Below are 26,534 nucleotides of genomic sequence, written 5' to 3' on the forward strand. Positions count from 1 at the left end.
GGCGCCGGGGCCGTGCCGCCCCCCGGGGCGACCGTGACGTACGAAGGAGCGGCCGTCGTGCGCGCGCCCCGGGCGGTGGCCCCGTGAACCAGACCCACGCCGTCGTGGCCGTCACCGCCGTCGTCCTCGCCACCGTCCTCATCGGCGCCCTCGGCCTGCGGATCTCCCGGACCACCTCCGACTTCTACGTCGCCTCGCGCACGGTCGGCCCCGGCCTCAACGCCGCCGCGATCAGCGGCGAGTACCTCTCCGCCGCCTCCTTCCTCGGCATCGCCGGACTCGTCCTGGTCCAGGGCCCCGCCATGCTCTGGTACCCGGTCGGCTACACCGCCGGATACCTCGTGCTCCTCGTCCTCGTCGCCGCCCCGCTGCGCCGCTCGGGCGCGTACACCCTCTCCGACTTCGCCGAGGCGCGCCTCGAATCGCCGCAGGCCCGCCGCCTCGCCAGCCTCTTCGTCGTCGGCATCGGCTGGCTCTACCTGCTGCCCCAGCTCCAGGGCGCCGGGCTCACCCTGGAGATCCTCACCGGCGCCCCCGACTGGGTCGGCGGACTCCTCGTCGCGCTCGTCGTCACCGGCACGGTCGCCGCGGGCGGGATGCGCAGCATCACCTTCGTCCAGGCGTTCCAGTACTGGCTGAAACTGACCGCGCTGTTCGTCCCGGCCCTCTTCCTGCTCACCGCCTGGTACGGCGACGGCGCGCCCCGCGCCCGCTTCGACGCCCCCGCCGTGCTGCGCGGCCACACCGTCGTCCAGGTCGCCGACACGGTACGGATCGGGCTCGACGCGCCGCTCTCCCTGACCGTCACCGGCACCGTCGACTCCGTACGGTACGAGGGCGGCGCCGTCACGCTCGCGCCCGGCACCCACCACGTCCTCGGCGGCACGACCCTCGCCTTCGCCCCGGGCGCCGCCCTCCCCGAGCGGGTGGCCGACGGCGCCGACCCCCTCGGCTGGTCCCAGCCCCTGGCCGGGGGCCGCGACGGACACCAGCTGTACGCCACCTACGGGCTGATCCTCGCCACCTTCCTCGGCACCATGGGCCTGCCGCACGTCGCCGTCCGCTTCTACACCAGCCCGCACGGCCGCGCCGCCCGGCGCACCACGCTCGTCGTGCTCGGCCTCGTCAGCGCCTTCTACCTGCTGCCGCCGCTCTACGGGGCCCTCGGCCGGATCTACGCACCCGAACTGGCCCTCACCGGTTCCCCCGACGCCGCCGTGCTCGTCCTGCCCGACCGCGTCCTCGGCGGGCTCCTCGGCGATCTGCTGGGGGCGCTGCTCGCGGGCGGCGCGTTCGCCGCGTTCCTCTCCACCGCCTCCGGGCTGACCATGTCCGTCGCCGGGGTCCTCACCCAGGACGTGCTGCCCTCCCGGGGCGTACGGCACTTCCGGCTCGCGACCCTGCTCGCCACCGCCGTCCCGCTCGGCGTCGGGGTGGTCGCCTCCAAGGTGCCGGTCGCCGACGCCGTCGGCCTCGCCTTCGCCGTCTCCGCGTCCTCCTTCTGCCCGCTGCTCGTCCTCGGCATCTGGTGGCGGCGGCTCACCCCGCCCGGCGCGATGGCCGGGCTGCTGCTCGGCGGCGGTTCGGCACTGGCCGCCGTGATGGCGACCCGTGCCGGGCTCCCGCCCGCGGGCTGGCCGCACACCCTGATGGCCTGGCCCGCCGTGTGGTCGGTGCCGCTCGGCTTCCTCACCATGGTCCTGGTCTCGCTGGCCACGCCCCGCAGCGTCCCGCCCGGCACCCCGGCGCTCCTCGCCCGTCTGCACCTGCCGGAGGAGGTCACCCGCTCCGGAGCGCCGGGGGGCGGGCCCGGCACCGTCCCCGCCCAGGAGGTACGAGGATGAGCGGCATCGCCCTGGCCGCGACCGCCGCCACGGCGGCGGCCCTGCTCGCCGCCGGTTTCGTCCTCGGCCGGTTCACGGCCCGCGACGGTGGGCGCGCCGCCGATCCCGGGCTCGGGACGCCCGTCGAGCGGGCCACCTTCCACACCCTGCACACCGCCTCGCTCGCCGCGCCCCCGCTGCGGGCCGGACTCACCGAGGAGACCGCCCGGCGGGCGGCGGGGACGCTCCGTTCGCTCCTGGGCACGGAGGCGCTCTGCCTCATCGACCGGGGCGCGGTCCTCGCCTGGGACGGGCCGGGCGAGGAGCATCACCGGGCGCACGTCCCGGAACAGGCGGCCGAGACCCTGGAGTCGGGGCGCAGCCGCTCGGCGCACACCGGCTGCGCCGATCCGGCGTGCCCGCTGCGCTGGGCGGTGGTCGCCCCGCTCACCGGGGAGGACGGGGTGCTCGGCGCGCTCGTCGCCTACGGTTCGCGGGAGTCGGCCGTGCTGGTGCGGGCCGCGACGGAGGTGGCCCGGTGGGCGTCGGTGCAGTTGGAGCTGGCCGAGCTGGACCGTTCGCGGACCCGGATCGTGGAGGCGGAGATCCGTGCGCTGCGGGCCCAGATATCCCCGCACTTCATCTTCAACTCCCTGGCCGCCATCGCCTCCTTCGTCAGGACGGACCCCGAGCGGGCCAGGGAACTCCTCCTGGAGTTCGCGGACTTCACCCGGTACTCGTTCCGCAGGCACGGCGAGTTCGCCCATCTGGCGGACGAACTGCGTTCCATCGAGCAGTATTTGGCGCTGGCCGGGGCGCGGTTCGGCGAGCGGCTGAAGGTGACGCTCCAGATCGCTCCCGAGGTGCTGCCGGTGACGCTGCCCTTCCTCTGCCTCCAGCCCCTGGTGGAGAACGCGGTGAAGCACGGCCTCCAGGACCGGGAGCGGGGCTGCCGGGTCACGATCGCCGCCCGGGACGCGGGCGCGGAGGCCGTGGTGACCGTCGAGGACGACGGCATCGGCATGGACCCGGAGCTGCTGCGCGCGGTGCTGCGCGGCGAGCACCGGGCGGGCTCCGGCATCGGCCTGTCCAATGTGGACGAGCGGCTGCGCCAGGTGTACGGGGTGGAGCACGGGCTCGTCATCGAGACGGGGGTCGGGGCGGGCATGAAGGTCACCGTACGGATTCCCAAGTACCGTCCAGGGGTCCACCGTTCGGCACCCTGACCCGGCCCGCCCGGTCGTCGGCCGGGTCAGCGCAGGTGCAGGGAGAGGTGCGCGAGCGGCAGCCCCAGCTTCCAGGCGGGCAGCCAGATCTGTTCGTCCTCGTCGACCGGGGCCCCGGGGTCGTCCCTGCCGTCGAGGTCGGTGGCGCGGACCCAGGTGTCCCGCAGCCGCCGCCAGGCCGCCTCGGCGAGTGCGAGGTCGGGACCGCCCGGGTCGGCCGCGCGCCGGGCCGTGAGCCGTTCCGCGACCCAGTGCGGCCAGGGCCGGTCGTACGCGGTGTGCCGCAGCCACTCGTCGGTTCCCCCGAGGGCCCGTAGGCCGTCCGGGCCCTCCGGTTCCTCCGTGAGGTGGACGGTGAGGGCGAGCGCCTGGAGGCCCGCCCGGTACTCCAGCGAGCCGGGCGCCACGAGCGCGGCGGCCCGCAGCACCTCGTCGGCCAGGTACTCGGCGCACAGCCAGGCCATCGGTACGGCGAGTCCGCCGCCGCTCGTCCCGCCGGTGCCGTTCGTGCTCTCGGGCAGCAACGTTCCCACCTTCTCCCGGAGATCGGGGACCCGGACGTGTGGGCACCCGGGGGAGAGCTTCCTCCGGGGACGGCGTCCGTGTGTCCCGCTTTGCTCAACTCGCCCGTGTGGTTTCGGATACGTTTCCCGGCCGGATCGGTGCGGGTGGGGCGAGCGGGGTGCGCGGTGCCGCGTGCGGTGTACGGGGCGTGGCGCGGCGGGTGTTCGGAGCCGGGGCGGCGGGGCGGCGCGGCCGGTAGCCGGGCAGGGACCGGCCGAGCTGGCGGAGCGCGTAGTGGGAGCGCGACTTGACCGTCCCGGCGGGGATGCCGAGGTCGACGGCCGCCTCGTTGACGGTGAGGCCGTGGAAGTAGAGCCGGACGAGGACCGCGCGGTGTTCGGGGCTCAGTCCCCGGACGGCGGCCCGTACGTCGAGCGCGGCTTCGGCGGAGGCGGTGGCGTCGGCGGGGTCGGGGGTCACGGCGAGGACTCCGTCGCCGGTCTCGGCGGGCCGGGCGAGGCGTGAGCGCCGGGCGTCGATGGCGAGGCGGCGGGCGACGGTGAAGAGCCAGGGGCGCATCGAGTCGTAGGGGCCGGTGAAGGCCTCGGGGTGGAGCCAGGCCCGTACCAGGGTCTCCTGGGCGAGGTCCTCGGCCCGCTGGCGGTCCCCGTAGGTGAGCCCGAGCAGGAAGGAGAGCAGGGCGGGGCCGTGGTCCCGTTGCAGTTCCTGGAGGGTCCGCTCGTCGGTGGTCGCCGTCGTCATCGCGCCTGCCGCCTTTCCCGTGCTCGTCGTCCGGGGCGTATCCGAACGCATCCGCCGGGCGAGGGACAGGGCGTGGACACGGGTCTGCGACGAACGGTCGCACCGAGCGACGAGTGGTACGGCGAACGGTCGACGGCCGGTCGACGACTGGTCGGCGCGCGGTTCGCGGCCGGTGGGCGGGGCGTGCGGGAACGGCCGCGCGGCGGGGACGGCGGCGGTCGGGGCCGGGCCCTCGGGCGGTCGCGCGGTGGGGTGCGGCGGTGGCCGGTGTGCCACCCGCGCGGTCGTGCGGGGCGGCCGGTGGTCCTTCCGCCGGGCGGGAACGGCCCGGCGGGGACGGGCCGGAGCGGGCGGCGGCGGTCGGCCGGAGCCATTGCGTCCGATTCAGCGGGGTTCGCACCTCCGTACGGCCCCGACCCTTGACTGGCGCATGTCCGAGAGATCAATTCGTGTGAACACCTGTTCATCCTCTGATTCGGGCGGAGTGCCGTACATGACCTCACGCACCAGACCGGCGGGGGCCGCGGTGCTCGCCGCCGTCCTGCTCGCGGCGGCGACCGGCTGCACCGGCGGGAGCGGTCCGGCGGGCGGCGGCGTCCCGGGGACCTCGGCCGCCCGCCCCGGCAAGGCGGGGTCCACCGCCCCCTCCGCCGCGCCCGGCGGTGCCTCGGCGCCCGCCGGGTTCACCCTCGTCGCCTCCGGGGACGTCCTCCCGCACGACTCGATCATCCGCCGGGCCGCCGAGGACTCCGAGGGCGACGGCTACGACTTCGCCCCGATGCTCTCCGGGGTGCGGTCCGTGGTCTCCGGCGCGGACCTCGCCCTCTGCCACATGGAGACCGTCTACGCCAAGGACGGCGGCCCCTACACGGGGTATCCGGCCTTCAAGTCGCCCCCCGAGGTCGCCGCCGCGCTCAAGGCCACCGGGTACGACTCCTGCTCCACCGCCTCCAACCACAGCCTCGACGACGGGGCCGAGGGCCTGGGCCGCACCCTCGACGCCCTGGACCGGTCCGGGGTCCGGCACGCCGGATCGGCCCGCACCGAGGCCGAGGCGGCGAAGCCCACCCTCCTGAAGGCGGGCGGCGCCACGGTCGCCCATCTCGCGTACACCTACGGCACCAACGACCACCCGCTGCCCGACGGGCAGCCCTGGGCGGTCCGGCTGCTCGACGAGGGGAAGGTCGTCGAGGACGCCCGCGCCGCCCGCGCGGCCGGTGCCGACGTCGTCGTGGTCAGCGTCCACTGGGGCACCGAGTGGCAGACCGAGCCCGACGAGGACCAGCTCTCCCTCGGCCGCGCGCTCACCGCCTCGCGGACCGGCGGCCGTCCCGACATCGACCTGATCGTCGGTACCCACGCCCATGTCCCGCAGGCGTACGAGAAGGTCAACGGGACCTGGATCATCTACGGGATGGGTGACCAGATCGCCGGGGACATGATCAATTACGAGGGTGCCTTCGATCCGCGCGGCAACCAGAGCAGCATCGGCCGGTTCACCTTCGCGCCGCCCCGCAAGCCCGGCGCGCGCTGGGAGGTCACCAGGGCGGAGTACGTCCCCCAGTGGTTCGACACCGGTCGGGGCCGGGTCGTCGACCTGGGCGCCGACGACGGCGGCTCCGCGAACCGCGCCGACATCCGCGACACGATCCGCGAGGTGGTCCTGGGCCGGGGCGCCGACCGGGACGGCCTGGTGATGGGGAAGTAGCCCATGGGGCGCCACGGAAGCGGGTCACGGAGCGGTCGGCGGCGGGTGGTCCGGGCGAGGGGGTATTGGGCCCCCCGGCACGGCGACCCGGGGGGAGCCGGTCGGAGCGGACGGCCGGTCACGGCACCACGGTGACCGGCCAGCGGCCCGCCTTCACCAGCCGGACTGCCACCGACCCCGCGAACCGGTGCCCCGCCGACTCCGACGCGCCCACCACCACGGCGTCCGCCGTCAGCTCCTCGGCCGCCTGGACCAGGCCCGCGTAGGCGTCGCCCCGGAAGGTGTGGAACTCCCAGCGCATCCGCCACAGGTCCTTCACCCGCTCGGCGGACGCGCGGATCTCCGCGACGAGGTCTTCGGTGATCTCCTCGGTCGCCCCCGTCACGGGAGCGCCCAGCGCGACCCCGGCGGGGACCACCGGCTGGACGTACACGAGGGCGAGCAGCGCGTCCTGCCGCCGGGCGAGCCCGGCCGCGTACGCCACCGCGCGCAGGGAGGAGGCGGAGCCGTCCACTCCCGCCATGATCACTTTCGGGCCGTCGGTGCCGCGTTCGAACCGGCCGGGTCGCTGTTCGGTCACCTGCCGAGGCTATCGGCTCATCGAGTGTTTTCGGACGAGCGGCCGGTGTCGGTGAGCGGTGCGGGCCCTCATCCGTACGAACCATTAGTCATGAAAAAGGATCAGATGTCTCCGGGGCGTCGGGCGGTGCTCCGCCTGACCGCCGCCCTCGGGGCCACCACCGCCGTCGGCGTCCTCGCGGCGGACCTGCTCACCTCCGCCGACCCCCCGGCCCCCGCCCGGCCCCGGGGCGGCCCCGGAGCCGGACCCGCCGCCGGACCCGCCGCCGGACCCCACGCCCAGGCCGCCCGGCCGCGCGCCAGCGCCTACCGCCTCCAGCCCATGACCGCCTACGCGCCCCCGGTCCACCGGCGGACGGCGCCGCCCGTACGGCAGCGGCCCTTCCTGAGCCTCTCGGGCGTCGGCCGCGCGATGGTGCTCACCTTCGACGACGGCCCCGACCCCCGCTACACCCCCGCCATCCTGGACACCCTGCGCCGGTACGACTGCCGGGCCATGTTCTTCGTCTGCGGCGAGATGGCCGTCGAGAACCAGGACCTGCTGCGGCGGATGGACGCGGAGGGGCACGTCATCGGCAACCACACCTGGACCCACCCCCTCATCCCCAAGCTGCGCCCCTCCCGCATCCGTGACGAGCTGGGCTCCACCAGCGAGGTCGTCGAACGGGCCCTGGGGGCGGCCCCGCTCTGGTACCGCGCCCCCTACGGGGCATGGAACCGGCACTCCTTCGAGATCGGTGCCGAACTCGGCATGGAGCCGCTCGCCTGGACCGTCGACACCCTGGACTGGAAGGAACCGGGCACCGACGCCATCGTCCGGCGCGCCCTGGACGGCGCCGCCCCCGGCGCCGTCGTCCTCAACCATGACGCGGGCGGCGACCGCTCCCAGAGCGTCGCCGCCCTGCGCGCGTACCTGCCCGCCCTCCTCGACGCCGGGTACCGCATCACCCTGCCCCGGCGCTGACCTCCCGTCCTCTGTCCCCCGTCCTCCGTGCGCGGCGGGGCCCCGGCACCAGTGGCGCCGGGGCCCCGCCGCGCACCCGGTTACCGGGAGGCGACCATGCGGGCGTACACGACCACGTTGCCGTCGTAGCCCCGCGCGTGCGTGTAGCCGCCGCCGCAGGTGATGACCCGCAGTTCGGGGACGCCGGTGTCCGCGTAGACCTGGACGCCGGGGAAGTCGTCTTTCGCGTACACCTCCACCCCGTAGATCTCGAAGACCGCGATCCGGCCGTCGTACCGCTCCACCTCGACGTGCTGGCCCTTCTGGACCGAGCCCAGGCCGTAGAAGACCGCCGGGCCCCGGGCGTTGTCGACATGGCCGACGACGACCGAGGTGCCGCGCTGGCCGGGTGCGATGCCGTTCTGGTACCAGCCGGCGAGATTGGTGTCGTCGGGCGGCGGGGCGGCCACCCAGCCGTCCGGGTCCAGACCCACGTCCATGATCGGCGCGGCCACCTGGATCGCCGGGATCCTGATCCGGGAGGCCGGGGCGAAGGGCAGCGGCTCCAGGCCCTCGCTCGCGCCGGGCGGCGGGGTCGCGGGCCGCGCCACCGGGCGGGCCGCCGCCGCGGGCTGCGGCGGCCCCGGAGCGACGTCCACCCCGTTGCGCATCATCGCGAGCCCGGACAGCATGGCGAGGGCCAGCACGCCCCAGGGCTGGCGCCTTCTGCGTTCCGCGACGCGGAAGTCCTTCGCGGGCATGGTTCTCCCTTCATGGCGTCGTCAGAACGGTAGGGCTGGTCTGACGGACCGTCACTCCGGACGGTCCGAACGGGTGGGGGCCGCCGCCGTACGGGTCCCGGGCACGGTGCCCGGAGCCCCGGACCCGGGCCGGGGCCCGGACAGTCGGGTGACGGTGCGCTGACCCATCCGAGTATTCGTCAGATGATCCTTCCGTAAGGATCTGACCTGCGGTTTCCTCACCTTCCCGAGGGCGTGGTCGGGCGTGTCGGCTCACCGGGGTGGACCAGTGCCGACATGCGGGGCCCGCCCCGACTTGTGATGGTTCGTCATGGAGGGCGTACTCGTCGAAACTCCCGGAGCACCGCTTCGGGGCGTCTTCCACTGGAGGTTCAACCATGCGTGCTGCACGCACTCTGGCGGTGACCGCCACCGCGTTCGCGGCGGTCGCGCTCGCGGCCCCCCTCGCCGCCGCCAACAACGGTCCGCGCGACGTCACCGTCAATCCCTTCGACGTCCACGCGGGGTCGACGATCACGATCACCGCGAGGGGCTGCGGCCACGGCGGCACGGTCACGTCCAACGCCTTCCCGGAGACCAACCTCTCGGTCAACTCCAACGGGCTCTCCAGCGCCATCGCCCGCGTCCACGACCGCGCCACCCCGGGCAGCTACAACCTCGCCGTCAAGTGCCGGGACAACTCCTCCGTCGTCACGCACTCCTTCCGCGTCCTCCCGGGCCGTGGCGCCCAGGGCGGTCTCGGCGGCTCGCTCGCGCCCAGCTCCACCGAGATGGCGGTCGGCGGCGGTCTCGTCGCCGCCGCGGCGCTCGGCGGGGGCCTGTTCATCGCCCGCCGCCGACGGATGACCGGTGCGGAGGTCTGACCGGCCGCGCCTCCCGGTCGGCCCGCTCCGCCCGCAGCCCCCGGGGCCCCGTCACGGGACCCGGGGGCGACGGGCGTCCGCCGCCGGTCCGGAGCGCCTCAGTGCCGCCGGGCGCGCGCGGCACGACGGCGGAACACGAACACGCCGCCGGTCGCGGCGGCGAGCACCAGCGCCCCGCCCGCCGCCAGTTCGGTGGGCTCGAAGCCGCCGTCCACCGAGCCGCCCAGACCGCCCCGCACTCCGCGCGGGGGAGTGAGCACGGTGGAGCTGGTCGTCGGCGTCGCCGTGGGCGTCCCGGTGATCGTCAGGTTCGCGGTGCCCTGGACGCCGCCCGTGCAGTTGAACGCCACCGTGTACACGGCGCCCTGGCGGGCGTCCCGGTCCACGAGGGCGGTCGCCGCCGAACCCGGCGCGATGGTGACCGTGTCGAAGACACCGGCCGAGGCCGTCGCCGTACTGGCGCAGCCGGGCGCGCTGAGCGTCACCCGGCCGCCGGGCGCGACGAGCGAGGGCGACACGACGAAGGAGCTCGCCGCCCCGGCCCCCTGTGCCCGCGGGTTCGGCGCGGGGACAGGGGCCGCCGCGAGGGCGGCCGGGGCGGCCAGGGCGAGGGCGACCGCTCCCAACAGGAAAGTGGACGCGGCACGTATCGCGCGCATGGTGAGTCCTCCGGGTCCCGAGGAGAGGCCGCGGAAGGGGGTTCCCGCGAAAGACCGTGCCTGTACCTCGTTGCTCGAAACGCTAGGAGCGCACTACCACAACCGCGATCCCAGACGTTCGAATGGGGCATCCATGTCCCCCGTACGGCTCACCCGGCGGGGGCGGAGTCACCGGGTGACCTGCGGGAACAGATCGGTGAACGGCGCGGCGGTGGCCGAGACGCCCCGGCCGAAGGGCGCGTCGAAGTCCCAGATGAGGAACAACAGGAACGCGATCAGCACGCTGAAGAGCCCGGCGAGCAGCAACTCCCGGCCGGTCCTGCGGATCTGCAGCGTGAAGATCAGGCCGACCGTCACCAGAGCGCCGATGATCAGACCGAACCAGACCACTCCGGGCATGGTCTCGCCCGCGCTCTGCCCCCGGGCGTTACGGGCGTCGTCCGCCACCGCGACCTGGTCCACCAGCGGCTGGTACGCCTCGCCCTCGAAGTCGTTCGCCGGGTGGTAGTCGGTGACGCTGCGCCGCACCCGCTCCATGAGCGCGGTGCCCTCGTCGCTCAGCTCGCCCGCCTCGGTCATGTGCGTCCACTCGTGGTTGACCACGTACGAGACGTACGCGTCGACGTCGGAGCGGATCCTGGTGCGGACCTCCACCGGGTAGACCTCCACCCGTGCCGAGATCTCGTGCATGGCCTGCGCCTCCTGCCGCACGGTCTCCTGGGCGGCACCACGCGCCTCCCAGACGCCCGCGATGGCCAGACCGAGCACGATCGCGTAGATCACGCCGATCATCATCGTCATGTACTCGATGACGTCGGGGGTCTTGCTGGGGTCGTCGTCCTCGGGGACGCGCCGCTGGTTGAGGATGACGATCGCCAGGACGACGGCACAGGCGGCGGCCATCGCAAGGCTGAGAACGAGCCATTCAGACATGAACATCCTTCAGGGGATACGGGGATACGGGGATACGGGGAGCGGGTGACGGGTGACGGGTGACGGGGAGCGGTCAGCGTCCGCGCGGGCGCAGGATCGCGGTCGCCAGCACGGCGGGCGCGATGATCACCAGCGTCGTCGTCACCACGGACGTGCCGCTCTCGGGCCGTGGCCGTGAGGTGCGGCGGTAGTGGGGGAGCGCGACCGGTCCGGCCGCCGGCGGCCGGGGACTCGCGCTGGGCGCGTGCGCCGGTGGGGGCGCGGCGGGTGCCGTGGTGCGCTCCGGCGGCTCCGGAGGCCGCGTCGGGCGGGCCGGTGCGGGTGCCGGGGACGGGGGCGCGGGGCGCGGGCTCGGCTCCGTGACCGGGGGAGCGGGCGTGGTCGGCCGCGCGTGCGGCGAGGGCGGCGGCGGCACCGGCCGGTTCGGGGGCCGTGGTACCGGCCGCGGGGTGACCCAAGTCGGCGTGGGCTTGGGCTTCGTGGGCTTCGTGGGTTTCGGAGTGGGTTTGGTGGGGCACGCACCGGGTCCGGTCACCGCGACCGAGGTGTGCGACCCGTCGGGGCCGGTGTTGGCGTAGGCGCACGAGTCGGCGGCGGCCGGCACGGGAGTGGTGATGAGCCACACCAGTGCGAGCGCCGCCAGGGGGCGCGCGAGGAGTGATCCGAACAGAGACACGCCGACGAGCCTGAACACAAGAACGGCGCGCCGGGGCGGAATCGCTCGGGATTCGCCGGATGGAGGGGTTCTCGGGCCGTACTGGTTTGACGTTTCAGCGCGTGGGAGACGGATTCGCCGCAATATCCTCGTATCGGGTCGGGACGTGTTTACCGAAGGGGCCGGATCGGTTCGTACGGAGGGGGCCGGGTCGGCTCGTTTCGGCCTCCTCCGTCATATCTGTCCGGTTGTCGCCCTGTCGGGAGGAGCGGCGAACGGGGCATCCTGCACCGGCGGCCGGGAGTCGTACGGGCAACGGCCGAGGTACGGGCCGGGCATGGGTACCCGGAGGACGGGTGCGCGGTGCCACAGGGAAGTCGGCGCACGACCGGATGCACGTGAATGTGCACAGCCTGAAGGCGTGAACTCTTCGTTCGGAGAGCACGTGCCAATGACGTGTGACCAAGAACGGACCGCGAATTTCCGTTTCCACTCGCTCTCCTGGCGGGCGATCAGTAGCCTCACCTCGAACACCGGCCGCGAACACCTGGCCGCATCCCCCATGGCGACTTGTTGGAGACATCGATGGAGCGTCCACTCTGGGCTCCGCCTGGTATAGACATCTCGGTGCCGAGCGTGTCCCGTATGTACGACTTCTATCTGGGCGGCTCGCACAATTTCGAAGTGGACCGGGAAGCGGCGCGCAGGGCCATGGAGTTCATGCCTGGTCTGCCCAAGATCATGCAGGCCAACCGCGCCTTCATGCGACGGGCCGTCCGCCACGCCGTTGACAACGACGTCATCCAGTTCCTGGACATCGGCTCCGGCATCCCCACCTTCGGCAACGTGCACGAGGTGGCCCGCGCCGCCCACCCGGCCGCCCGTGTCGTCTACGTCGACCACGACCCGGTCGCCGTGGCCCACAGCCGCGCCGTCCTGGAGGGCGACGACGGCGCCGACGTCGTCGCGGCCGACCTGCGCAAGCCGGCCGACATCCTGCACAGCCCCGAGGTCTCCCGGCTGCTCGACCCCGACCGGCCGGTCGCCCTGCTCCTCGTCGCCGTCCTCCACTTCCTGGAGGACCAGGACCGGCCGTACGACGCGGTGGCCGAACTGCTCGACGCCCTCGCGCCCGGCAGCCTCCTCGTCCTCACCCACGCCTCCTACGAGGGCATCCCGCTCACCGAGGAGCAGGCGGGCGGCACCGTCGGGGTCTACCGGAACATCCGCAGCCCGCTGGTGATGCGGTCCGGCGAGGAGATCGCCCGCTTCTTCGAGGGCACCGAACTGGTCGAACCCGGCCTCGTCCCGATGCCCCACTGGCGACCGGAGAGCCCGGTCGAGGAGGAGGACCCGTACGCCTTCTCCGGTTTCGCAGGGGTGGGGCGCAAGGCGTGAACGCCCCGTCGCGACCCAACGGCGCCGCCGAAGCCGACGGTCCCGAGGACAGGCTCAGGCGGTTCGTCACCATCTGGAGCCGCACCATCTTCCCGGTGACCGCCACCTCGCTGACCCGCGCCGAGTTCGAGGGGCACCTGCTGCCGCTGGCCCGCGTCCTGTGCGACGCCCTCCGGGCCCGCCCCTTCGACACCACCCCCGCGCAGCACGCCGGAGCGTCGCTCGTCGCCGCCCACTGCACCGACCCCGACGCCCTCGGCCGCAGCCTCGGCGTCGTCGACTCCTACCTGGTCCTCTACTGCGGTACGGAGTCGGACCTGGCCGCCGAGGAGCTCAGGGCCCGCTGTGCCCGCCTCCAGCACGCCATGGCCGCCGGATACGCCCAGGCCCTGCGCGAACGCACCCGTGCCGAGCAGGAGGCCATCGCCCGCTCCGCGCTCGCCGCCCGCAGCGCCGCCGAGGTCGCCCTGCACGCCACCGAGAGCCGCTTCCGCGCGGTCTTCGACGGGGCCGCGATAGGGATCGGCATCGCCGACCTCGACGGCAACGTCCTGGAGGTCAACGAGACCCTCACCCGGATGTTCGGCGGGATCGACAGCCCCCTGCGCACCCGGAAGGTGAGCGAATGGGTGCACCCCGAGGACGGCCCGCACGTCTGGAAGCTGTACGACGAACTGGTGCGCGGCGAGCGCGAGCACTACCGGGTGGAGAAGCCGTACTACCGGGGCGACGGCACGGTCCTGTGGACCAACCTCACCGTCTCGCTGCTCCGTGACGCCGTGGGCGACCCCCAGTACCAGCTGGCGCTGATGGAGGACACCACCGAACGGCGCCTGCTCCATCTGCGCCTGCGGTACGAGGCCACCCACGACGCCCTGACCGGACTGCCCAACCGGACGCTGTTCTTCGAGCGCCTGGAGAAGGCCCTCGTGTCCGGCGACAACGCCCGCTTCGGCCTCTGCTACCTCGATCTCGACGGCTTCAAGGTCATCAACGACAGTCTCGGCCACTCCACCGGCGACCGGCTGCTCGTCGAGGTGGCCGACCGGCTCCAGAGCACCGTCACCGGCGCGGGCGAGATGGTCGCCCGGCTCGGCGGCGACGAGTTCGTCGCCCTCACCACCGGCGCCGTCGAGAAGCGGGACGTCACCGAACTCGCCGACCGCATCCTCGCCGCCCTCGCCACCCCGCTGCGGATCGACGGCCGGGAGCTGACCGTGCGCGGCAGCCTCGGTGTCGTCGAGGGCCCGGCGGGCGAACGGACCCCCGCCGAGGTGCTGCGCAGCGCCGACATCACCATGTACCGGGCCAAGTCCGCGGGCGGCAACCGCTTCGAGCTGGCCGACCCGGAGGCCGACGCCCGCGCCATCACCCGGCACGGACTGACCACCGCCCTGCCGACCGCCCTGGAACGCGGCGAGTTCTTCATCGAGTACCAGCCGCTCGTCCACCTGCACGACGGCAGCGTGCACGGCGCGGAGGCGCTCGTCCGCTGGTGCCATCCGCAGCACGGGGTGCTCGGACCCGACCGCTTCATCCCGCTCGCCGAGGACACCGGACTCATCGTGCCGCTCGGCCGCTGGGTCCTCCAGGAGGCCGTCCGGCAGGCCCGCTTCTGGCAGACCCGGCACTCCGACGGCGGGCCGCTGCGGATCAACGTCAACCTCTCCCCGACCCAGCTGCACCACCCGCGTCTGGTCGCGGACACCGTCGACGTCCTGGAACGGTCCGGTCTCGACCCCGGCGCGCTCTGCCTCGAAGTCACCGAGTCCGCCCTCATAGGAGCCGACGAGGACCTGCTGAAGCCCTTGCGGCAGCTCGCCGAGATGGGCGTCGACATCGCCCTGGACGACTTCGGCACCGGCTACTCCAACCTGGCCAACCTGCGCCGGCTCCCGGTCAGCGTCCTCAAGCTCGACCGCTCCTTCACCCGGGGGATGCAGCAGCACCCGGTGGACCCGGTCGACCTGAAGATCGTCGAGGGCATCGTGTCCCTGGCCCACAGCCTGGAACTCGCCGTCACCGTCGAAGGGGTGGAGACCGGGGCCCAGGCCCGTCGGCTCCGCGACCTCGGCTGCGACACGGCCCAGGGCTGGTACTACGCCCGCCCCGGCGCCCCCGACCGGATCCACTCGCTGGTCCTGTCGGACGCGGTCTGAGTACGCCGTCCCCGGGCACCGGCCTCCCACCGGAACGGGCAGGCCAGGAAGGCCGCCGGGACCGTACGGCCGCCCCACAGAGCGGCCCCCGCAGACGGAGGTGCGGCCGGTGCGGGCGCCGACGGCCCTCGTCGTCGCGCCGGAACGCCAGCGGCGGCGCCATCCGCCCGGGGCCGCGCGGATCCGCTCCCGGCCCGGGGCCCGGCTCCTGTTCCCGCCGCCCGGCCGGGCCCGTCGCTCAGGCCGGGGTTCCGGCGCCCGCCGGGTCCGGCCGTCCCCGCCGGGAGGCGAGCAGGACCCGCTGGAGCTCCCGTGCCGCCCTCGGCGGTGCCACGTCGCTGCGGTGCGCCAGGGCGATCGTGCGGCGCAGCCCCGGCCGGGCGAGGGCGGTCACCCGGAGGTCGCGGCCCGCGCGCGCCGCCACCATCGCGGGGACGACCGCGAGCCCGAGCCCGGCCCGTACGAATCCGAGGACCGCGTCCAGCTCGCCGCCCTCGACGGTGAACGTCGGCTCGAAGCCCTCCGCCCGGCAGGCCGCCACCGTCAGCTCCCGCAGGTCGTAGCCGTGCCGGAACATCACGAGCGGCTGGTCCCTGAGGTCCTTGATCCGCACCGGACGGGCGGGCGCGGGGGCGGAGGCGGCGGAGACCACCACCAGGTCCTCCCTGAGCAGCTCCACCGTGGTGAGCGCCGGTGACGGCGTGGGCAGCGGCAGCACCACCAGCGCCAGATCGAGCGAGCCGCGCGCCAGCTCCCGTACGAGGTCGTGCGAGCCGCTCTCCTGGATCAGCAGCTCGATCCCCGGGTGCAGGTCGTGGAAGGCGCGCAGGACGTCCGGCAGCAGACCCGTGCAGAGGCTCGGGGTCGCACCGAGCCGTACCCGGCCCCGCTTCAGCTGCGCCAGCTCCTGCACCTCCAGCCGGGCCGTCTCGGTGTCCGCGAGGATCCGGCGCGCGAGCGGCAGCAGGGCCTCGCCCGCGTCCGTCAGGGTGATGTTCCCCCGGGCGCGGCTGAACAGCTCGGCGCCCAACTCCTGTTCCAGCGCCTTGATCTGCTGGGAGAGGGACGGCTGCGAGACGTGCACGCGCTCGGCCGCCCGGGTGAAGTGGCGGGTCTCGGCGACGGCGACGAAGTAGAGGAGCTGCTGGAACTGCATGAGTCCAGAATAGGCGATCCGAATAGGGAGGGCCTATCGAGATCAGCCGGACGATGTCTTGGACCTCTCGGGTCCTTCGGCCCTAGTGTCGTACGCATGGCTCTGGCACCCACGAGGGACCGGACGACGCGCCGCCCGCCGTCCCCCGCACCGTCCCGCGGATTCCTGTCCTCGACCCTCGGCAAGAAGACGGTCATGGCGGTCAGCGGGCTGATCATGCTCGGCTATCTCGTCGCGCACGTCGCGGGCAACCTCAAGGTCTTCTTCGGCCCCGAGGAGTTCAACGCCTACGGCCACTGGCTGCGGGTCATGGGCGCTCCCGTCCTGCACCACGAGTGGGCCCTCTGGGCCGTCCGCGTCGTGCTCGTCGTCGCCGTCGTCGCGCACGCCGTCTGCGCGTACCAGCTCAGCCGCCGCGATCTGAGGGCCCGCCCCACCCCGTACGTCCACCGCCGCGGGCGCGCCTCCTACGCCACCCGCACCATGCGCTGGGGCGGGATCGTCCTCGCCCTCTTCATCGTCTGGCACATCCTCGACCTCACCACCGGCACCGTCCACTCCGGCGGCTTCGAGGAGGGCAAGCCCTACCAGAACGTGGTCGACACCTTCTCCACCTGGTACGGCAACGTCATCTACCTCGTCGCCATGCTCGCCGTCGGACTCCACGTCCGCCACGGCTTCTGGAGCGCGGCCCAGACCCTCGGCGTCGGCAACGCCCGCCGGGACCGCCTCCTCAAGATCCTCGCGAACGGCCTCGCTCTCCTGCTGACCGCCGGCTTCGTCTCCGTCCCCGTCGCCGTCATGACCGGAGTGGTGAACTGACCATGAAGACAACCGAGTTCACCGACTACACCACCGGCGCACCGCTCTCCGACACCAAGGCGCCCGCCGGACCCGTCGCCGAGCGGTGGGACACCCGCCGCTTCCAGGCGAAACTGGTCAACCCCGCCAACCGCCGCAAGCACCGGATCATCGTCGTCGGCACCGGTCTCGCGGGCGGCTCCGCCGGAGCCACCCTCGCCGAACAGGGCTACCAGGTCGTCCAGTTCTGCTTCCAGGACTCCCCGCGCCGCGCCCACTCCATCGCCGCGCAGGGCGGCATCAACGCCGCCAAGAACTACCGCAACGACGGCGACTCCGTCCACCGCCTCTTCTACGACACCGTCAAGGGCGGCGACTTCCGCGCCCGCGAGTCCAACGTCCACCGGCTCGCCCAGATCTCCGTCGAGATCATCGACCAGTGCGTCGCCCAGGGCGTCCCCTTCGCCCGTGAGTACGGCGGACTCCTCGACACCCGCTCCTTCGGCGGCGTCCAGGTCTCCCGCACCTTCTACGCCCGGGGCCAGACCGGACAGCAACTCCTGCTCGGCGCCTACCAGGCGCTGTCCCGGCAGATCGCCGCCGGGAACGTCGAGATGCACGCCCGGACGGAGATGCTGGACCTGATCGTCGCCGACGGACGGGCCCGGGGCATCGTCGCCCGCGACCTGATCACCGGCGAGATCACCACCCACCACGCCGACGCGGTCGTCCTCGCCAGCGGCGGCTACGGCAACGTCTTCTACCTCTCCACCAACGCGATGAACTCCAACGCCACCGCCGTCTGGCGGGCCCACCGGCGCGGCGCCTACTTCGCCAACCCCTGCTTCACCCAGATCCACCCCACCTGCGTCCCGCGCACCGGCGACCACCAGTCGAAGCTGACGCTGATGAGCGAGTCCCTCCGCAACGACGGACGCATCTGGGTGCCGAAGGCCGAGGGCGACACCCGCCCCGCCGCCGACATCCCCGAGGACGAGCGCGACTACTACCTGGAGCGGATCTACCCCTCCTTCGGCAACCTCGTCCCCCGTGACATCGCCTCCCGCGCCGCGAAGAACGTCTGCGACGAGGGCCGGGGCGTCGGTCCCGGCGGACAGGGCGTCTACCTCGACTTCGCCGACGCGATCCGCCGCACGGGCCGCGCCGCCGTCGAGGAGAAGTACGGCAACCTCTTCGACATGTACGAGCGGATCACCGCCGAGAACCCGTACGAGGTCCCCATGCGGATCTACCCCGCCGTCCACTACACGATGGGCGGACTCTGGGTCGACTACGACCTCCAGACCACCGTCCCCGGGCTCTTCGCGATCGGCGAGGCCAACTTCTCCGACCACGGGGCCAACCGGCTCGGCGCCTCCGCCCTCATGCAGGGCCTCGCCGACGGCTACTTCGTCCTGCCCGCCACCATCAACGACTACCTCGCCCGGCACCCGGACGCCCGGCCCCTCACCGACGACCACCCCGCCGTCCGCGAGGTGCTCGCCGAGACCGAGGACCGGCTGAACCTCCTCCTCGCCGTCGACGGCGACCGCACCCCCGACTCCTTCCACCGCGAACTCGGCGAACTCCTCTGGGAGCACTGCGGCATGGCCAGGACCGAGACCGGGCTGCGCACCGCCCTCGCCCGCATCCCCGAGATCCGCGAGGAGTTCTGGCGGCGCGTCAAGGTCCCCGGCACCGGCCGGGAGTTCAACCAGTCCCTGGAGAAGGCCAACCGGATCGTCGACTACCTGGAACTCGCCGAGCTGATGTGCCTCGACGCGCTCCACCGGGCCGAGTCCTGCGGCGGCCACTTCCGCGAGGAGTCCCAGACCCCCGACGGCGAGGCCGCCCGCCGCGACGAGGAGTTCGGCTACGCCGCCGCCTGGGAGTTCACCGACGGCACCGCACCCGTCCTCCACAAGGAGGACCTCACCTTCGAGTACGTCCACCCCACCCAGCGGAGCTACGCATGAAGCTCACCCTGCGCGTCTGGCGCCAGGCGAACGCCGACGCACCCGGCGCCATGTCCACCTACGACGTGGACGGCGTCCGCGCCGACATGTCGTTCCTGGAGATGCTCGACACCCTCAACGAGGACCTCATCCTGCGCGGCGAGGACCCGGTGGCCTTCGACCACGACTGCCGCGAGGGCATCTGCGGGGCGTGCAGCCTCGTCATCGACGGGGAGGCCCACGGCCCCGAGCGCACCACCACCTGCCAGTTGCACATGAGGTCCTTCCGCGACGGCGACACCATCGACGTCGAGCCCTGGCGGGCGTCCGCGTTCCCCGTCGTCAAGGACCTCGTCGTGGACCGCTCCGCGTTCGACCGGGTCATCCAGGCGGGCGGCTACATCAGCGTGCCCACGGGAGCGGCCCCCGAGGCCCACGCCACCCCCGTCCCCAAGGCGGACGCCGACACCGCCTTCGAACACGCCGAGTGCATCGGCTGCGGCGCCTGCGTGGCCGCCTGCCCCAACGGCTCCGCGATGCTCTTCACCTCCGCCAAGGTCAACCATCTGAACGTGCTGCCCCAGGGCTCCCCGGAACGCGAGACCCGGGTCCTCGACATGGTCGCCCAGATGGACGCCGAGGGCTTCGGCGGCTGCACCCTGACGGGGGAGTGCGCCACCGCCTGCCCGAAGGGCATCCCGCTCCCGTCGATCTCCGCGATGAACCGGGAGTGGCTGCGGGCCCGCCGCAAGGGGGCCCGGGGCTGAGTCCTCCGCGTCCTCATCAGGACAATCTTCGGGAGTGGGCTCCGCCACATCGAACGGTCCGATGCGAAAGATCATTCACAGAACGATCACTTTCTCCGTAGGATTTTCGCTCTGGAGTGCCTTTATCGATTCGAACAGCAAGATCATCTCTGTTCAAAACTGTACTTTTCATGACAAGTTGGCCACTTCACGGCCAACCGTCCGGCGGCCGTTTCCGGCGCGCCCGGACCCCCGGGTACTGATGAGAGCCGCCGGGGGCACCTGACCGAACCCCCGGTCGTACAGACCATCTGGGGGTTCTCCATGTCCAGCTTCACCCGCCGCCGGGCTCTCGGCGTCGCGGCAGGCGCCGCCGGCGTCGCCGCGGGCCTCGCCCTGGCCGGCTCCGCCACCGCCGCGCCCGCCCGCCCCGCCACTCCCGCCGCGGACCCGGTTCCGGCCTCCTTCGACGAGGTCTACCAGGGTCGCCGCATCCAGGGCGGGCCCTCGCACGGCGGCCACCACGGGGGCCACCACGGAGGCGGCTACTCCGTGACGATCGACGGCGAGGAACTGCACGTCATGCAGAACGCCGACGGCACCTGGATCAGCGTGATCAACCACTACGAGCCCGTCGCCACGCCCAAGGCGCTGGCCCGCGCGGCCGTCCGCGAACTGCAGGGCGCCCCGCTCGTACCCCTCACCCTCGGCTGATCGATCCAGGAGCGGCACCACCATGACCGTACGCAAGAACCAGGCCACGCTGACCGCCGACGAGAAGCGGCGCTTCGTCGCCGCCCTCCTGGAGCTCAAGCGCTCCGGCCGGTACGACACCTTCGTCACCACCCACAACGCCTTCATCATGAGCGACACCGACAGCGGCGACCGCGTCGGCCACCGCTCGCCGTCGTTCCTGCCCTGGCACCGGCGCTTCCTCATAGAGTTCGAACAGGCCCTGCGGTCCGTCGACCCGACCGTCACCCTGCCCTACTGGGACTGGACGGCGGACCGCACCTCCCGGTCCTCGCTGTGGGCCCCCGACTTCCTCGGCGGCACCGGGCGCGCCCGCGACGGCCAGGTGACCGACGGCGCGTTCGCCCGCGTCGGCAACCGCTGGACGATCACCGTCCGCGTCGACGGCCGCGACTACCTCCGGCGCGATCTGGGGGCGGGCGGCCGACAGCTCCCCACCCGTACCGAGGTGGACTCCGTCCTCGCCATGGAGACCTACGACACCGCGCCGTGGAACAGCGCCTCGGACGGCTTCCGCAACCATCTGGAGGGCTGGCGCGGGGTCAACCTCCACAACCGCGTCCATGTCTGGGTCGGCGGTCAGATGGGCACCGGGGTCTCCCCGAACGACCCCGTGTTCTGGCTGCACCACGCCTTCATCGACAAGCTGTGGGCCGACTGGCGGGTCCGCCACCCCCGGTCGCCCTACCTGCCGGCCGCGGGCACGCTCAACGTCGTCGACCTCGGCGACACCATGCGCCCGTGGAACGACGTGACCCCGGCGGACATGCTGGACCACACCCCGCACTACACCTTCGACACGGCGGCCTGACGGGACCGGTCCCGCCCGCCCGGTCCACCGGACGGACCTCAGGTCCGTCCGGTGGACCCCAGGGCGCGGGCCAGATAGGGCGCGGTGCGGCTGTCGGCCGCCCGCGCCACCCGGTCCGGCGGCCCGGCCGCCACGATCCGGCCGCCCTCGTCGCCGCCGCCGGGCCCCAGGTCCACGACCCAGTCGGCGGCGGCCACCACATCCATGTCGTGCTCCACGACGACCACCGTGTGACCCGCGTCGACCAGACCGTGCAGCTGGCGCATCAGGACCTCGACGTCCGCCGGGTGCAGGCCCGTCGTCGGCTCGTCGAGCACGTACACCGTGGGGGAGCGGTGCGGGCGCTGGAGCTCCGAGGCCAGCTTGATCCGCTGGGCCTCGCCGCCGGACAGCTCCGTCGCGGGCTGACCGAGCCGCAGATGCCCGAGACCCACGTCGAGCAGGGTGCGCAGGCTCCGGGCGGCGGCGGGCGTCCCCGCGAAGAAACCGGCCGCCGACTCCACCGTCAGATCGAGGACCTCGGCGACGGTGAGGCCCCGCAGCCGCACCTGGAGCGTCTCGGGGTTGTAGCGGGCGCCGTGGCAGTCAGGGCAGGGCGCGTACGTCCGGGGCAGGAAGAGGAGTTCCACCGAGACGAAGCCCTCGCCCTGGCAGGTCTCGCACCGGCCGCCGGACACGTTGAAGGAGAACCGTCCCGCCCGGTAGCCCCGCTCCTTCGCCTCCGCCGTCTCCGCGAACAGCTTCCGCACCACGTCGAACAGACCCGTGTACGTGGCGAGGTTGGAGCGCGGTGTACGGCCGATCGGCCGCTGATCCACCGTCACCAGACGGCCCCCACCGGCCTGTTCGCCGGTCACCTCTTCGGTCAGCGCGCCGACGAGCGTGGACTTGCCCGAGCCGGACACACCCGTGACGGCGGTCAGGACACCGAGCGGGAAGGCGGCGTCCACCCCGCGCAGATTGTGCCGGGTCACCGGCCCGGTCCGCAGCCAGCCCACGGGCTCCCGGACCTCCCGCACCGGTACGGGCGCCCGGTCGAGGAGGAAGCGCCGGGTGACCGACTCCGCGACGTCCGCGAGCGCGCCCGGCGGACCGCTGTGCAGCACCCGGCCGCCGTGCGTCCCGGCCCCCGGACCGACGTCCACCAGCCAGTCGGCGCGCCGGACCACGTCGAGATGGTGCTCGACGACGAACACCGAGTTCCCCGTGGCCCGGAGCCGGTCCAGGACCACGAGCAGCGCTTCGGTGTCCGCCGGGTGCAGCCCGGCGGATGGCTCGTCCAGCACGTACACCACGCCGAAGAGCCCCGAACGCAACTGCGTGGCCAGCCGGAGCCGTTGGAGTTCGCCACTGGAGAGGGTGGGGGTGGCCCGGTCCAGGCTGAGGTAGCCCAGGCCGAGTTCGGTCACGGTCGCGATCCGGGCCACCAGGTCCGCGCCGAGCACCCGCGCGGTCTCCGCGCCGATCCCCGCCGCCTCCCTCACGGCCCCGGACCCGGCCTCCGCCGCCCGGCTCCCGGCGGGTCCGGCCCCGGTCGCTCCGGTCCGGGACTCCTCGGCCTCGCCCGGTCCGGCCTCGCCCGGTCCGGCCTCGCCCGGTCCGGTCCCGTCCTGGCCGGTCCCGGCGGAGAGCACACCGGACAGGACGGTCAGCGGCAGCGCGGCCAGCTCCGCGATGGTCCGGCCCGCGAACGTCACCGCCAGCGCCTCGGGCCGCAGCCGCCCGCCGCCGCACACCGGGCACGGCGCACTGGTCAGGAAGCCCTCCGCCTTCGCCCGCAGCGCCGGGCTCTTGGAGTCGGCGAAGGTGCGGAGCACGTACCGCCGGGCGCTCGTGTACGTGCCCTGGTACGGCCGCTGGATGCGGCCCGCCTCCCGCACCGGGTGCACCGTGACCACCGGCTGCTCGTCCGTGAAGAGGATCCACTCCCGGTCCTTCGCGTCGAGCTCGCGCCACGGCCGGTCCACGTCGTACCCGAGGGCGTCGAGCACGTCCCGCAGGTTCTTCCCCTGCCAGGCCCCCGGCCAGGCCGCGACGGCACCTTGCCGGATCGACAGCTCCCCGTCCGGGACGAGGAGCTCCTCGCTCGTGTCGTGGACGCGCCCGAGGCCGTGGCACGAAGGACAGGCCCCTGCGGCCGTGTTGGGCGAGAAGGCGTCCGAATCCAGCCGCTCCGCGCCCGCCGGGTAGTGCCCGGCGCGGGAGAACAGCATCCGGAGGGAGTTGGAGAGCGTCGTCACGGTCCCGACGGAGGAACGCGCGTGGGGGGAGGACCGGCGCTGCTCCAGGGAGACCGCCGGGGGCAGCCCCGTGATCTCCCCGACGGCCGGGGCCCCCACCTGGTGGATCAGGCGTCGCGCGTACGGGGCGATCGACTCGAAGTAGCGGCGCTGGGCCTCCGCGTAGATCGTGCCGAACGCCAGGGACGACTTGCCGGAGCCGGACACCCCGGTGAAGACGACCAGCGCGTCACGGGGGATGTCGACGTCCACCCCGGCGAGGTTGTGCTCACGGGCGCCTCGGACGCGGACGTACGGGTCATGGGGGCTGTCGTGCATACGCGGATTTTATCCGCTGGGCCCCGTTTGCCCCGGTCGGGGTGGACTGTGCGTGGAGCGGCCGGAGCCCGTGGGGCCGCCCCGGCGTTGCCTCACGCCCCGCCGTGCCGCGCCCCGCCCTGGGCTTCGCCACGGCCCACCCCGCGACCGGCCCATCCCGCGAAGCCTCGCGTCCCGGCGCGCCCGTGCCGTATCTCCCCGTATCTCCCCCGTGGTTCCTCGCGGAGCCCGGGTGGGCCTCACGCCGCCCTCCCGGTAGGCCCCACGGGCCTCCGGGTGGGCTTCACGCCCCCCGGTGGCCTCACGCCGTGTCCCGTGGCTCCAGGCCGACCGTCCGCGCGAGTTCCCGGTACGAGGTGCTCAGCGCCGTCCGGTCGTACGTGCTCGTGGTGACGAGCACCTCCTCCGCCCCCGTCTCCCGCACCGCCCGCTCAAGGGCCTCCCGCACCTCCTCCGCCGTGCCGTGCACATGCCCGCGCAGCCCGGACTCGTAGAAACCGCGCTGCCTCTCCGTCATCGCCAGTCCCTCGATCCGCTCCGGCGGGGCGAGCGGCGGGAACTCCCCGCGCGTGCGCGAGTACGCCAGGGACCACGCCTCCGGCATCAGCAGCCGACGCGCCTCCTCCGTCGTCCCGGCCACCACCACCGTCCCCGCGACCACCACGTACGGCTCGGCCGACCAGCCGGAGGGGCGGAAGCCGGAGCGGTACGTGTCCACCGCCGTCAGGAGCCGGTCCCGGCCGCGCAGGTCGCCGATGACCAGCGGCAGTCCGGCCGCCGCCGCGATCGACGCGCCCTCACCGGTCGCCAGGACGAACGGCGGGACCCGCAGGCCCTCGGCGGGCCGGGCCCGTACGCCCGGATGGGCCGTCTGCTCCCCGGTGAACCAGCCGAGGAGCTCCGCGAGCTGCTCACCGAACCGGTCCGCCTCGTCCTTCTCCCGGCCGAGGGCCCGCCGGACGCCGTCCGTGAAACCCACCGAACGGCCGACGCCCATGTCGATCCGGCCGGGGAACAGCGACTCCAGTACGCCGAACTGCTCGGCGACGACCATCGGCCGGTGATTGGGCAGCATCACCCCGCCCGTACCGACCCGGATGCCGGAGGTGGCGGCGGCCACGGCGGCGGCGAGCACCGTCGGCGCGGAACCGGCGACCCCGGGCACACCGTGGTGCTCCGACACCCAGAACCGGTGGAAGCCCATGGCCTCCACCTCCCGGGCCAGGCGCACGGTCTCCCGCAGCGCCTGCGGGCCGTCCTCGCCCTCCCGCGTACGGGAACGGTCGAGGACGGAGAATCGGATGCCGTCGAGGTAGCTGCTCACATCAGCTTCAACGCGGGCGGGGCGGAGGGATTCCCGTACGGGACGGGGGACCTCCCGGCCGTGCGGCGCGACCGGAGAGCGCAAGCCCGCACGGGCCCCCGTACGGCGGACCGTCGGCGCCCGTGGCGGTCCGTCCGTCCGTCCGTCGGGGCATCGGGCGGGGCGCGGGGGCCGGTCCGGTGGGACGCGTGGGCCGGTCCGGCGGGGCACCTCCGTCGGTCCGGCGGGGGTCCGTCCGTCGGTCCCGCCTCCTACGCTGGACCGCGTGACAGCCGACACCAGGCCTCTGGCCGTCTTCGACCTCGACAACACGCTCGCCGCGACCGCCCACCGCCAGCACTTCCTGGAACGGCGGCCCAAGGACTGGGACGCCTTCTTCGCGGCGGCGCCCGACGATCCGCCGCTGCCCGAGGGGATCGCGCTGTGCCGCGAGGCGGCGGAGGAGTGCGACATCGTCTACCTCACCGGCCGCCCCGAGCGCTGCCGCCGGGACACCCTGGCCTGGCTCGCCGCGCAGGGGCTGCCGGAAGGGCCGGTCCACATGCGGCGCGCCCGGGACTTCCGGCCCGCCCGGGTGACCAAGGTGGAGGCCCTTCGGGTCCTGGCCGCCGACCGGCGGGTGCGGATGCTCGTCGACGACGACGTGCTCGTCTGCGACGCGGCGGAGGCGGCGGGCTTTCCCGTGGTGCGCGCCGGGTGGGCCGCGCCCTCGGCGGAGCTGAGCGACGCTCAGGAGAAGGAGGGCAGGACCTGAGGGCCCGACAGGACCCGGTGCCCGGCGGGACCGGTGGGCCAAGAGACCGGTGGGACCGGCGAGACCGGCCGGACCGGTGGGCGAGCAGGGGTTCCTGAGGGTTCCGGAAGCCCTGGCGGGCCCCGGACAGGACACCGGAGGCCCGGAGGGTCTTTCCGGGCCCCCGAGCTCCCGGACCTCCGAGCTCCCGGGCCCTCCGGCCCCCGGTGGCTCCCTCAGCTCTCGTCCTCCAGCCGGAACCCCACCTTCAGTCCGACCTGGTAGTGCTCGATCGTGCCGTCGACGATGTGTCCGCGTACCTGGGACACCTCGAACCAATCGAGGCCCCTCAGCGTCTGCGAGGCGCGTGCGATGCCGTTGCGGATGGCTTCGTCCACGCCCTCGGTGGAGGTGCCGACGATCTCGGTGACGCGATAGGTGTGGTTCGACATGGGGGCCGAGCTCCTCTCGGTGCGTTCCCTCCACCGTGCCCCAGGGAGGGGCGGCGCGCGACACGGCGGGGTCCGGGCGGCCGACAGGTGTGCACCGAAGGGTAATTACCGCAGGTAACGGCCCAGGTCGTGCGCAGGCGTACGGAATGGGATGGTCAAGGACTTGACCATCGGTCTGGTCCAGACCAGAATCCAGGCCACATACCCGCGCGAACAGCCCGTTCGGTCCCCCCACTGCCGGGTCAGCCCCCACATGCCGCACGACCTCGTGC

The 26,534-nt window shown here is 73.5% G+C and carries 24 protein-coding genes; 14 read left to right on the plus strand and 10 right to left on the minus strand.

Annotated elements, in window-relative coordinates:
• Positions 1-83 precede the first annotated feature (83 nt).
• Positions 84-1,844, plus strand: a complete 1,761-nt coding sequence (locus ACFXGN_RS03040; protein WP_384852606.1) for a cation acetate symporter — start codon at positions 84-86, stop codon at positions 1,842-1,844.
• The gene (locus ACFXGN_RS03045) at positions 1,841-3,049 is read left to right on the plus strand and encodes a histidine kinase (RefSeq protein ID WP_384852609.1); all 1,209 of its coding nucleotides are present in this window, start codon (positions 1,841-1,843) and stop codon (positions 3,047-3,049) included. The genes ACFXGN_RS03040 and ACFXGN_RS03045 overlap by 4 nt, the downstream gene beginning before the upstream one ends.
• A gap of 26 nt (positions 3,050-3,075) precedes the next feature.
• Here ACFXGN_RS03045 and ACFXGN_RS03050 read toward each other — a convergent pair whose 3' ends face one another.
• Entirely contained in the window at positions 3,076-3,573 is a 498-nt protein-coding gene (locus ACFXGN_RS03050) for a hypothetical protein (RefSeq protein ID WP_384852612.1), read from the minus strand.
• 94 nt (positions 3,574-3,667) lie between these two features.
• Positions 3,668-4,315: a sigma-70 family RNA polymerase sigma factor gene (locus ACFXGN_RS03055; RefSeq protein ID WP_384852614.1), complete on the minus strand. Its 648-nt coding sequence runs from the start codon at positions 4,313-4,315 to the stop codon at positions 3,668-3,670.
• Positions 4,316-4,808: 493 nt separating this feature from the next.
• Between ACFXGN_RS03055 and ACFXGN_RS03060 the strand changes: the two genes are divergently transcribed.
• A complete protein-coding gene (locus ACFXGN_RS03060) occupies positions 4,809-6,023 on the plus strand; it encodes a CapA family protein (protein WP_384852617.1) in 1,215 nt (404 codons plus the stop codon).
• Between the two features lie 118 nt (positions 6,024-6,141).
• On the opposite strand, the gene ACFXGN_RS03065 is transcribed toward ACFXGN_RS03060, so the two are convergent.
• A complete protein-coding gene (locus tag ACFXGN_RS03065; protein WP_384852620.1) occupies positions 6,142-6,603 on the minus strand; it encodes a universal stress protein in 462 nt (153 codons plus the stop codon).
• Positions 6,604-6,708: 105 nt separating this feature from the next.
• On the opposite strand from ACFXGN_RS03065, the gene ACFXGN_RS03070 reads away from it, so the two are divergent.
• Entirely contained in the window at positions 6,709-7,566 is an 858-nt protein-coding gene (locus ACFXGN_RS03070) for a polysaccharide deacetylase family protein (RefSeq protein ID WP_384852623.1), read from the plus strand.
• A gap of 80 nt (positions 7,567-7,646) precedes the next feature.
• Here the strand turns inward: ACFXGN_RS03070 and ACFXGN_RS03075 are convergent, their stop codons facing one another.
• Positions 7,647-8,306 carry a class F sortase gene (locus ACFXGN_RS03075; RefSeq protein WP_384852625.1) on the minus strand — a complete coding sequence of 220 codons (660 nt, stop codon included), beginning with the start codon at positions 8,304-8,306 and terminating at the stop codon, positions 7,647-7,649.
• A gap of 377 nt (positions 8,307-8,683) precedes the next feature.
• Here ACFXGN_RS03075 and ACFXGN_RS03080 point away from each other — a divergent pair, with 377 nt between their 5' ends.
• Entirely contained in the window at positions 8,684-9,169 is a 486-nt protein-coding gene (locus tag ACFXGN_RS03080; RefSeq protein WP_384852627.1) for a hypothetical protein, read from the plus strand.
• A 98-nt stretch (positions 9,170-9,267) separates the two neighbouring features.
• Here the strand turns inward: ACFXGN_RS03080 and ACFXGN_RS03085 are convergent, their stop codons facing one another.
• Together ACFXGN_RS03085 and ACFXGN_RS03090 are read right to left on the minus strand one after the other, a co-directional pair.
• A complete protein-coding gene (locus ACFXGN_RS03085) occupies positions 9,268-9,828 on the minus strand; it encodes a hypothetical protein (protein ID WP_384852630.1) in 561 nt (186 codons plus the stop codon).
• Between the two features lie 168 nt (positions 9,829-9,996).
• Positions 9,997-10,761 carry a hypothetical protein gene (locus tag ACFXGN_RS03090; protein ID WP_384852633.1) on the minus strand — a complete coding sequence of 255 codons (765 nt, stop codon included), beginning with the start codon at positions 10,759-10,761 and terminating at the stop codon, positions 9,997-9,999.
• A 59-nt stretch (positions 10,762-10,820) separates the two neighbouring features.
• On the opposite strand from ACFXGN_RS03090, the gene ACFXGN_RS03095 reads away from it, so the two are divergent.
• The 3 genes from ACFXGN_RS03095 to ACFXGN_RS03105 all read left to right on the plus strand — a co-directional run bounded on the left by ACFXGN_RS03095 (position 10,821) and on the right by ACFXGN_RS03105 (position 14,973).
• Positions 10,821-10,952 (plus strand): hypothetical protein, encoded by a 132-nt coding sequence (locus ACFXGN_RS03095; RefSeq protein WP_384852636.1) that lies wholly within the window; start codon positions 10,821-10,823, stop codon positions 10,950-10,952.
• Between the two features lie 1,049 nt (positions 10,953-12,001).
• Positions 12,002-12,814, plus strand: coding sequence for an SAM-dependent methyltransferase (locus tag ACFXGN_RS03100; RefSeq protein WP_384852638.1), 813 nt, complete (start codon positions 12,002-12,004; stop codon positions 12,812-12,814).
• Positions 12,811-14,973, plus strand: a complete 2,163-nt coding sequence (locus ACFXGN_RS03105; protein WP_384852641.1) for a putative bifunctional diguanylate cyclase/phosphodiesterase — start codon at positions 12,811-12,813, stop codon at positions 14,971-14,973. Before ACFXGN_RS03100 ends, ACFXGN_RS03105 begins: the two co-directional genes overlap by 4 nt.
• A gap of 238 nt (positions 14,974-15,211) precedes the next feature.
• Here ACFXGN_RS03105 and ACFXGN_RS03110 read toward each other — a convergent pair whose 3' ends face one another.
• Positions 15,212-16,129, minus strand: coding sequence for a LysR family transcriptional regulator (locus ACFXGN_RS03110; protein ID WP_384852644.1), 918 nt, complete (start codon positions 16,127-16,129; stop codon positions 15,212-15,214).
• A gap of 96 nt (positions 16,130-16,225) precedes the next feature.
• Here ACFXGN_RS03110 and ACFXGN_RS03115 point away from each other — a divergent pair, with 96 nt between their 5' ends.
• From ACFXGN_RS03115 to ACFXGN_RS03135, 5 genes are all read left to right on the plus strand, one after another.
• A complete protein-coding gene (locus ACFXGN_RS03115; protein ID WP_384852647.1) occupies positions 16,226-16,951 on the plus strand; it encodes a succinate dehydrogenase in 726 nt (241 codons plus the stop codon).
• A 2-nt stretch (positions 16,952-16,953) separates the two neighbouring features.
• Entirely contained in the window at positions 16,954-18,906 is a 1,953-nt protein-coding gene (locus tag ACFXGN_RS03120) for a fumarate reductase/succinate dehydrogenase flavoprotein subunit (RefSeq protein WP_384852650.1), read from the plus strand.
• Positions 18,903-19,652 (plus strand): succinate dehydrogenase/fumarate reductase iron-sulfur subunit, encoded by a 750-nt coding sequence (locus ACFXGN_RS03125; protein ID WP_384852652.1) that lies wholly within the window; start codon positions 18,903-18,905, stop codon positions 19,650-19,652. The genes ACFXGN_RS03120 and ACFXGN_RS03125 overlap by 4 nt, the downstream gene beginning before the upstream one ends.
• Before the next feature lie 303 nt (positions 19,653-19,955).
• Complete coding sequence (locus tag ACFXGN_RS03130; RefSeq protein ID WP_384852655.1) at positions 19,956-20,345, plus strand: tyrosinase cofactor; 390 nt, start codon at positions 19,956-19,958, stop codon at positions 20,343-20,345.
• 22 nt (positions 20,346-20,367) lie between these two features.
• A complete protein-coding gene (locus ACFXGN_RS03135; protein WP_384852658.1) occupies positions 20,368-21,195 on the plus strand; it encodes a tyrosinase family protein in 828 nt (275 codons plus the stop codon).
• A gap of 38 nt (positions 21,196-21,233) precedes the next feature.
• Here ACFXGN_RS03135 and ACFXGN_RS03140 read toward each other — a convergent pair whose 3' ends face one another.
• Together ACFXGN_RS03140 and ACFXGN_RS03145 are read right to left on the minus strand one after the other, a co-directional pair.
• Positions 21,234-23,753, minus strand: a complete 2,520-nt coding sequence (locus tag ACFXGN_RS03140; RefSeq protein WP_384852661.1) for an ATP-binding cassette domain-containing protein — start codon at positions 23,751-23,753, stop codon at positions 21,234-21,236.
• A 301-nt stretch (positions 23,754-24,054) separates the two neighbouring features.
• Positions 24,055-25,077, minus strand: coding sequence for an MsnO8 family LLM class oxidoreductase (locus ACFXGN_RS03145; RefSeq protein WP_384852664.1), 1,023 nt, complete (start codon positions 25,075-25,077; stop codon positions 24,055-24,057).
• 265 nt (positions 25,078-25,342) lie between these two features.
• On the opposite strand from ACFXGN_RS03145, the gene ACFXGN_RS03150 reads away from it, so the two are divergent.
• Positions 25,343-25,831, plus strand: a complete 489-nt coding sequence (locus tag ACFXGN_RS03150) for a hypothetical protein (RefSeq protein WP_366440836.1) — start codon at positions 25,343-25,345, stop codon at positions 25,829-25,831.
• Between the two features lie 215 nt (positions 25,832-26,046).
• Here ACFXGN_RS03150 and ACFXGN_RS03155 read toward each other — a convergent pair whose 3' ends face one another.
• Entirely contained in the window at positions 26,047-26,262 is a 216-nt protein-coding gene (locus ACFXGN_RS03155; protein ID WP_384852667.1) for a dodecin, read from the minus strand.
• Positions 26,263-26,534: the final 272 nt, after the last annotated feature.

This window comes from Streptomyces sp. NPDC059247 (genome assembly GCF_042754005.1).
GTDB lineage: Bacteria > Actinomycetota > Actinomycetes > Streptomycetales > Streptomycetaceae > Streptomyces.

Excerpts from the sequence above, each read along its gene's own strand:
- ACFXGN_RS03045 (WP_384852609.1), top strand. The coding sequence starts at position 1,841 with ATGAGCGGCATCGCCCTGGCCGCGACCGCCGCCACGGCGGCGGCCCTG.
- ACFXGN_RS03055 (WP_384852614.1), bottom strand. The coding sequence starts at position 4,315 with ATGACGACGGCGACCACCGACGAGCGGACCCTCCAGGAACTGCAACGG.
- ACFXGN_RS03060 (WP_384852617.1), top strand. The coding sequence starts at position 4,809 with ATGACCTCACGCACCAGACCGGCGGGGGCCGCGGTGCTCGCCGCCGTC.
- ACFXGN_RS03070 (WP_384852623.1), top strand. The coding sequence starts at position 6,709 with ATGTCTCCGGGGCGTCGGGCGGTGCTCCGCCTGACCGCCGCCCTCGGG.
- ACFXGN_RS03075 (WP_384852625.1), bottom strand. The coding sequence starts at position 8,306 with ATGCCCGCGAAGGACTTCCGCGTCGCGGAACGCAGAAGGCGCCAGCCC.
- ACFXGN_RS03080 (WP_384852627.1), top strand. The coding sequence starts at position 8,684 with ATGCGTGCTGCACGCACTCTGGCGGTGACCGCCACCGCGTTCGCGGCG.
- ACFXGN_RS03085 (WP_384852630.1), bottom strand. The coding sequence starts at position 9,828 with ATGCGCGCGATACGTGCCGCGTCCACTTTCCTGTTGGGAGCGGTCGCC.
- ACFXGN_RS03090 (WP_384852633.1), bottom strand. The coding sequence starts at position 10,761 with ATGTCTGAATGGCTCGTTCTCAGCCTTGCGATGGCCGCCGCCTGTGCC.
- ACFXGN_RS03100 (WP_384852638.1), top strand. The coding sequence starts at position 12,002 with ATGGAGCGTCCACTCTGGGCTCCGCCTGGTATAGACATCTCGGTGCCG.
- ACFXGN_RS03110 (WP_384852644.1), bottom strand. The coding sequence starts at position 16,129 with ATGCAGTTCCAGCAGCTCCTCTACTTCGTCGCCGTCGCCGAGACCCGC.
- ACFXGN_RS03115 (WP_384852647.1), top strand. The coding sequence starts at position 16,226 with ATGGCTCTGGCACCCACGAGGGACCGGACGACGCGCCGCCCGCCGTCC.
- ACFXGN_RS03120 (WP_384852650.1), top strand. The coding sequence starts at position 16,954 with ATGAAGACAACCGAGTTCACCGACTACACCACCGGCGCACCGCTCTCC.
- ACFXGN_RS03125 (WP_384852652.1), top strand. The coding sequence starts at position 18,903 with ATGAAGCTCACCCTGCGCGTCTGGCGCCAGGCGAACGCCGACGCACCC.
- ACFXGN_RS03130 (WP_384852655.1), top strand. The coding sequence starts at position 19,956 with ATGTCCAGCTTCACCCGCCGCCGGGCTCTCGGCGTCGCGGCAGGCGCC.
- ACFXGN_RS03135 (WP_384852658.1), top strand. The coding sequence starts at position 20,368 with ATGACCGTACGCAAGAACCAGGCCACGCTGACCGCCGACGAGAAGCGG.
- ACFXGN_RS03140 (WP_384852661.1), bottom strand. The coding sequence starts at position 23,753 with ATGCACGACAGCCCCCATGACCCGTACGTCCGCGTCCGAGGCGCCCGT.
- ACFXGN_RS03155 (WP_384852667.1), bottom strand. The coding sequence starts at position 26,262 with ATGTCGAACCACACCTATCGCGTCACCGAGATCGTCGGCACCTCCACC.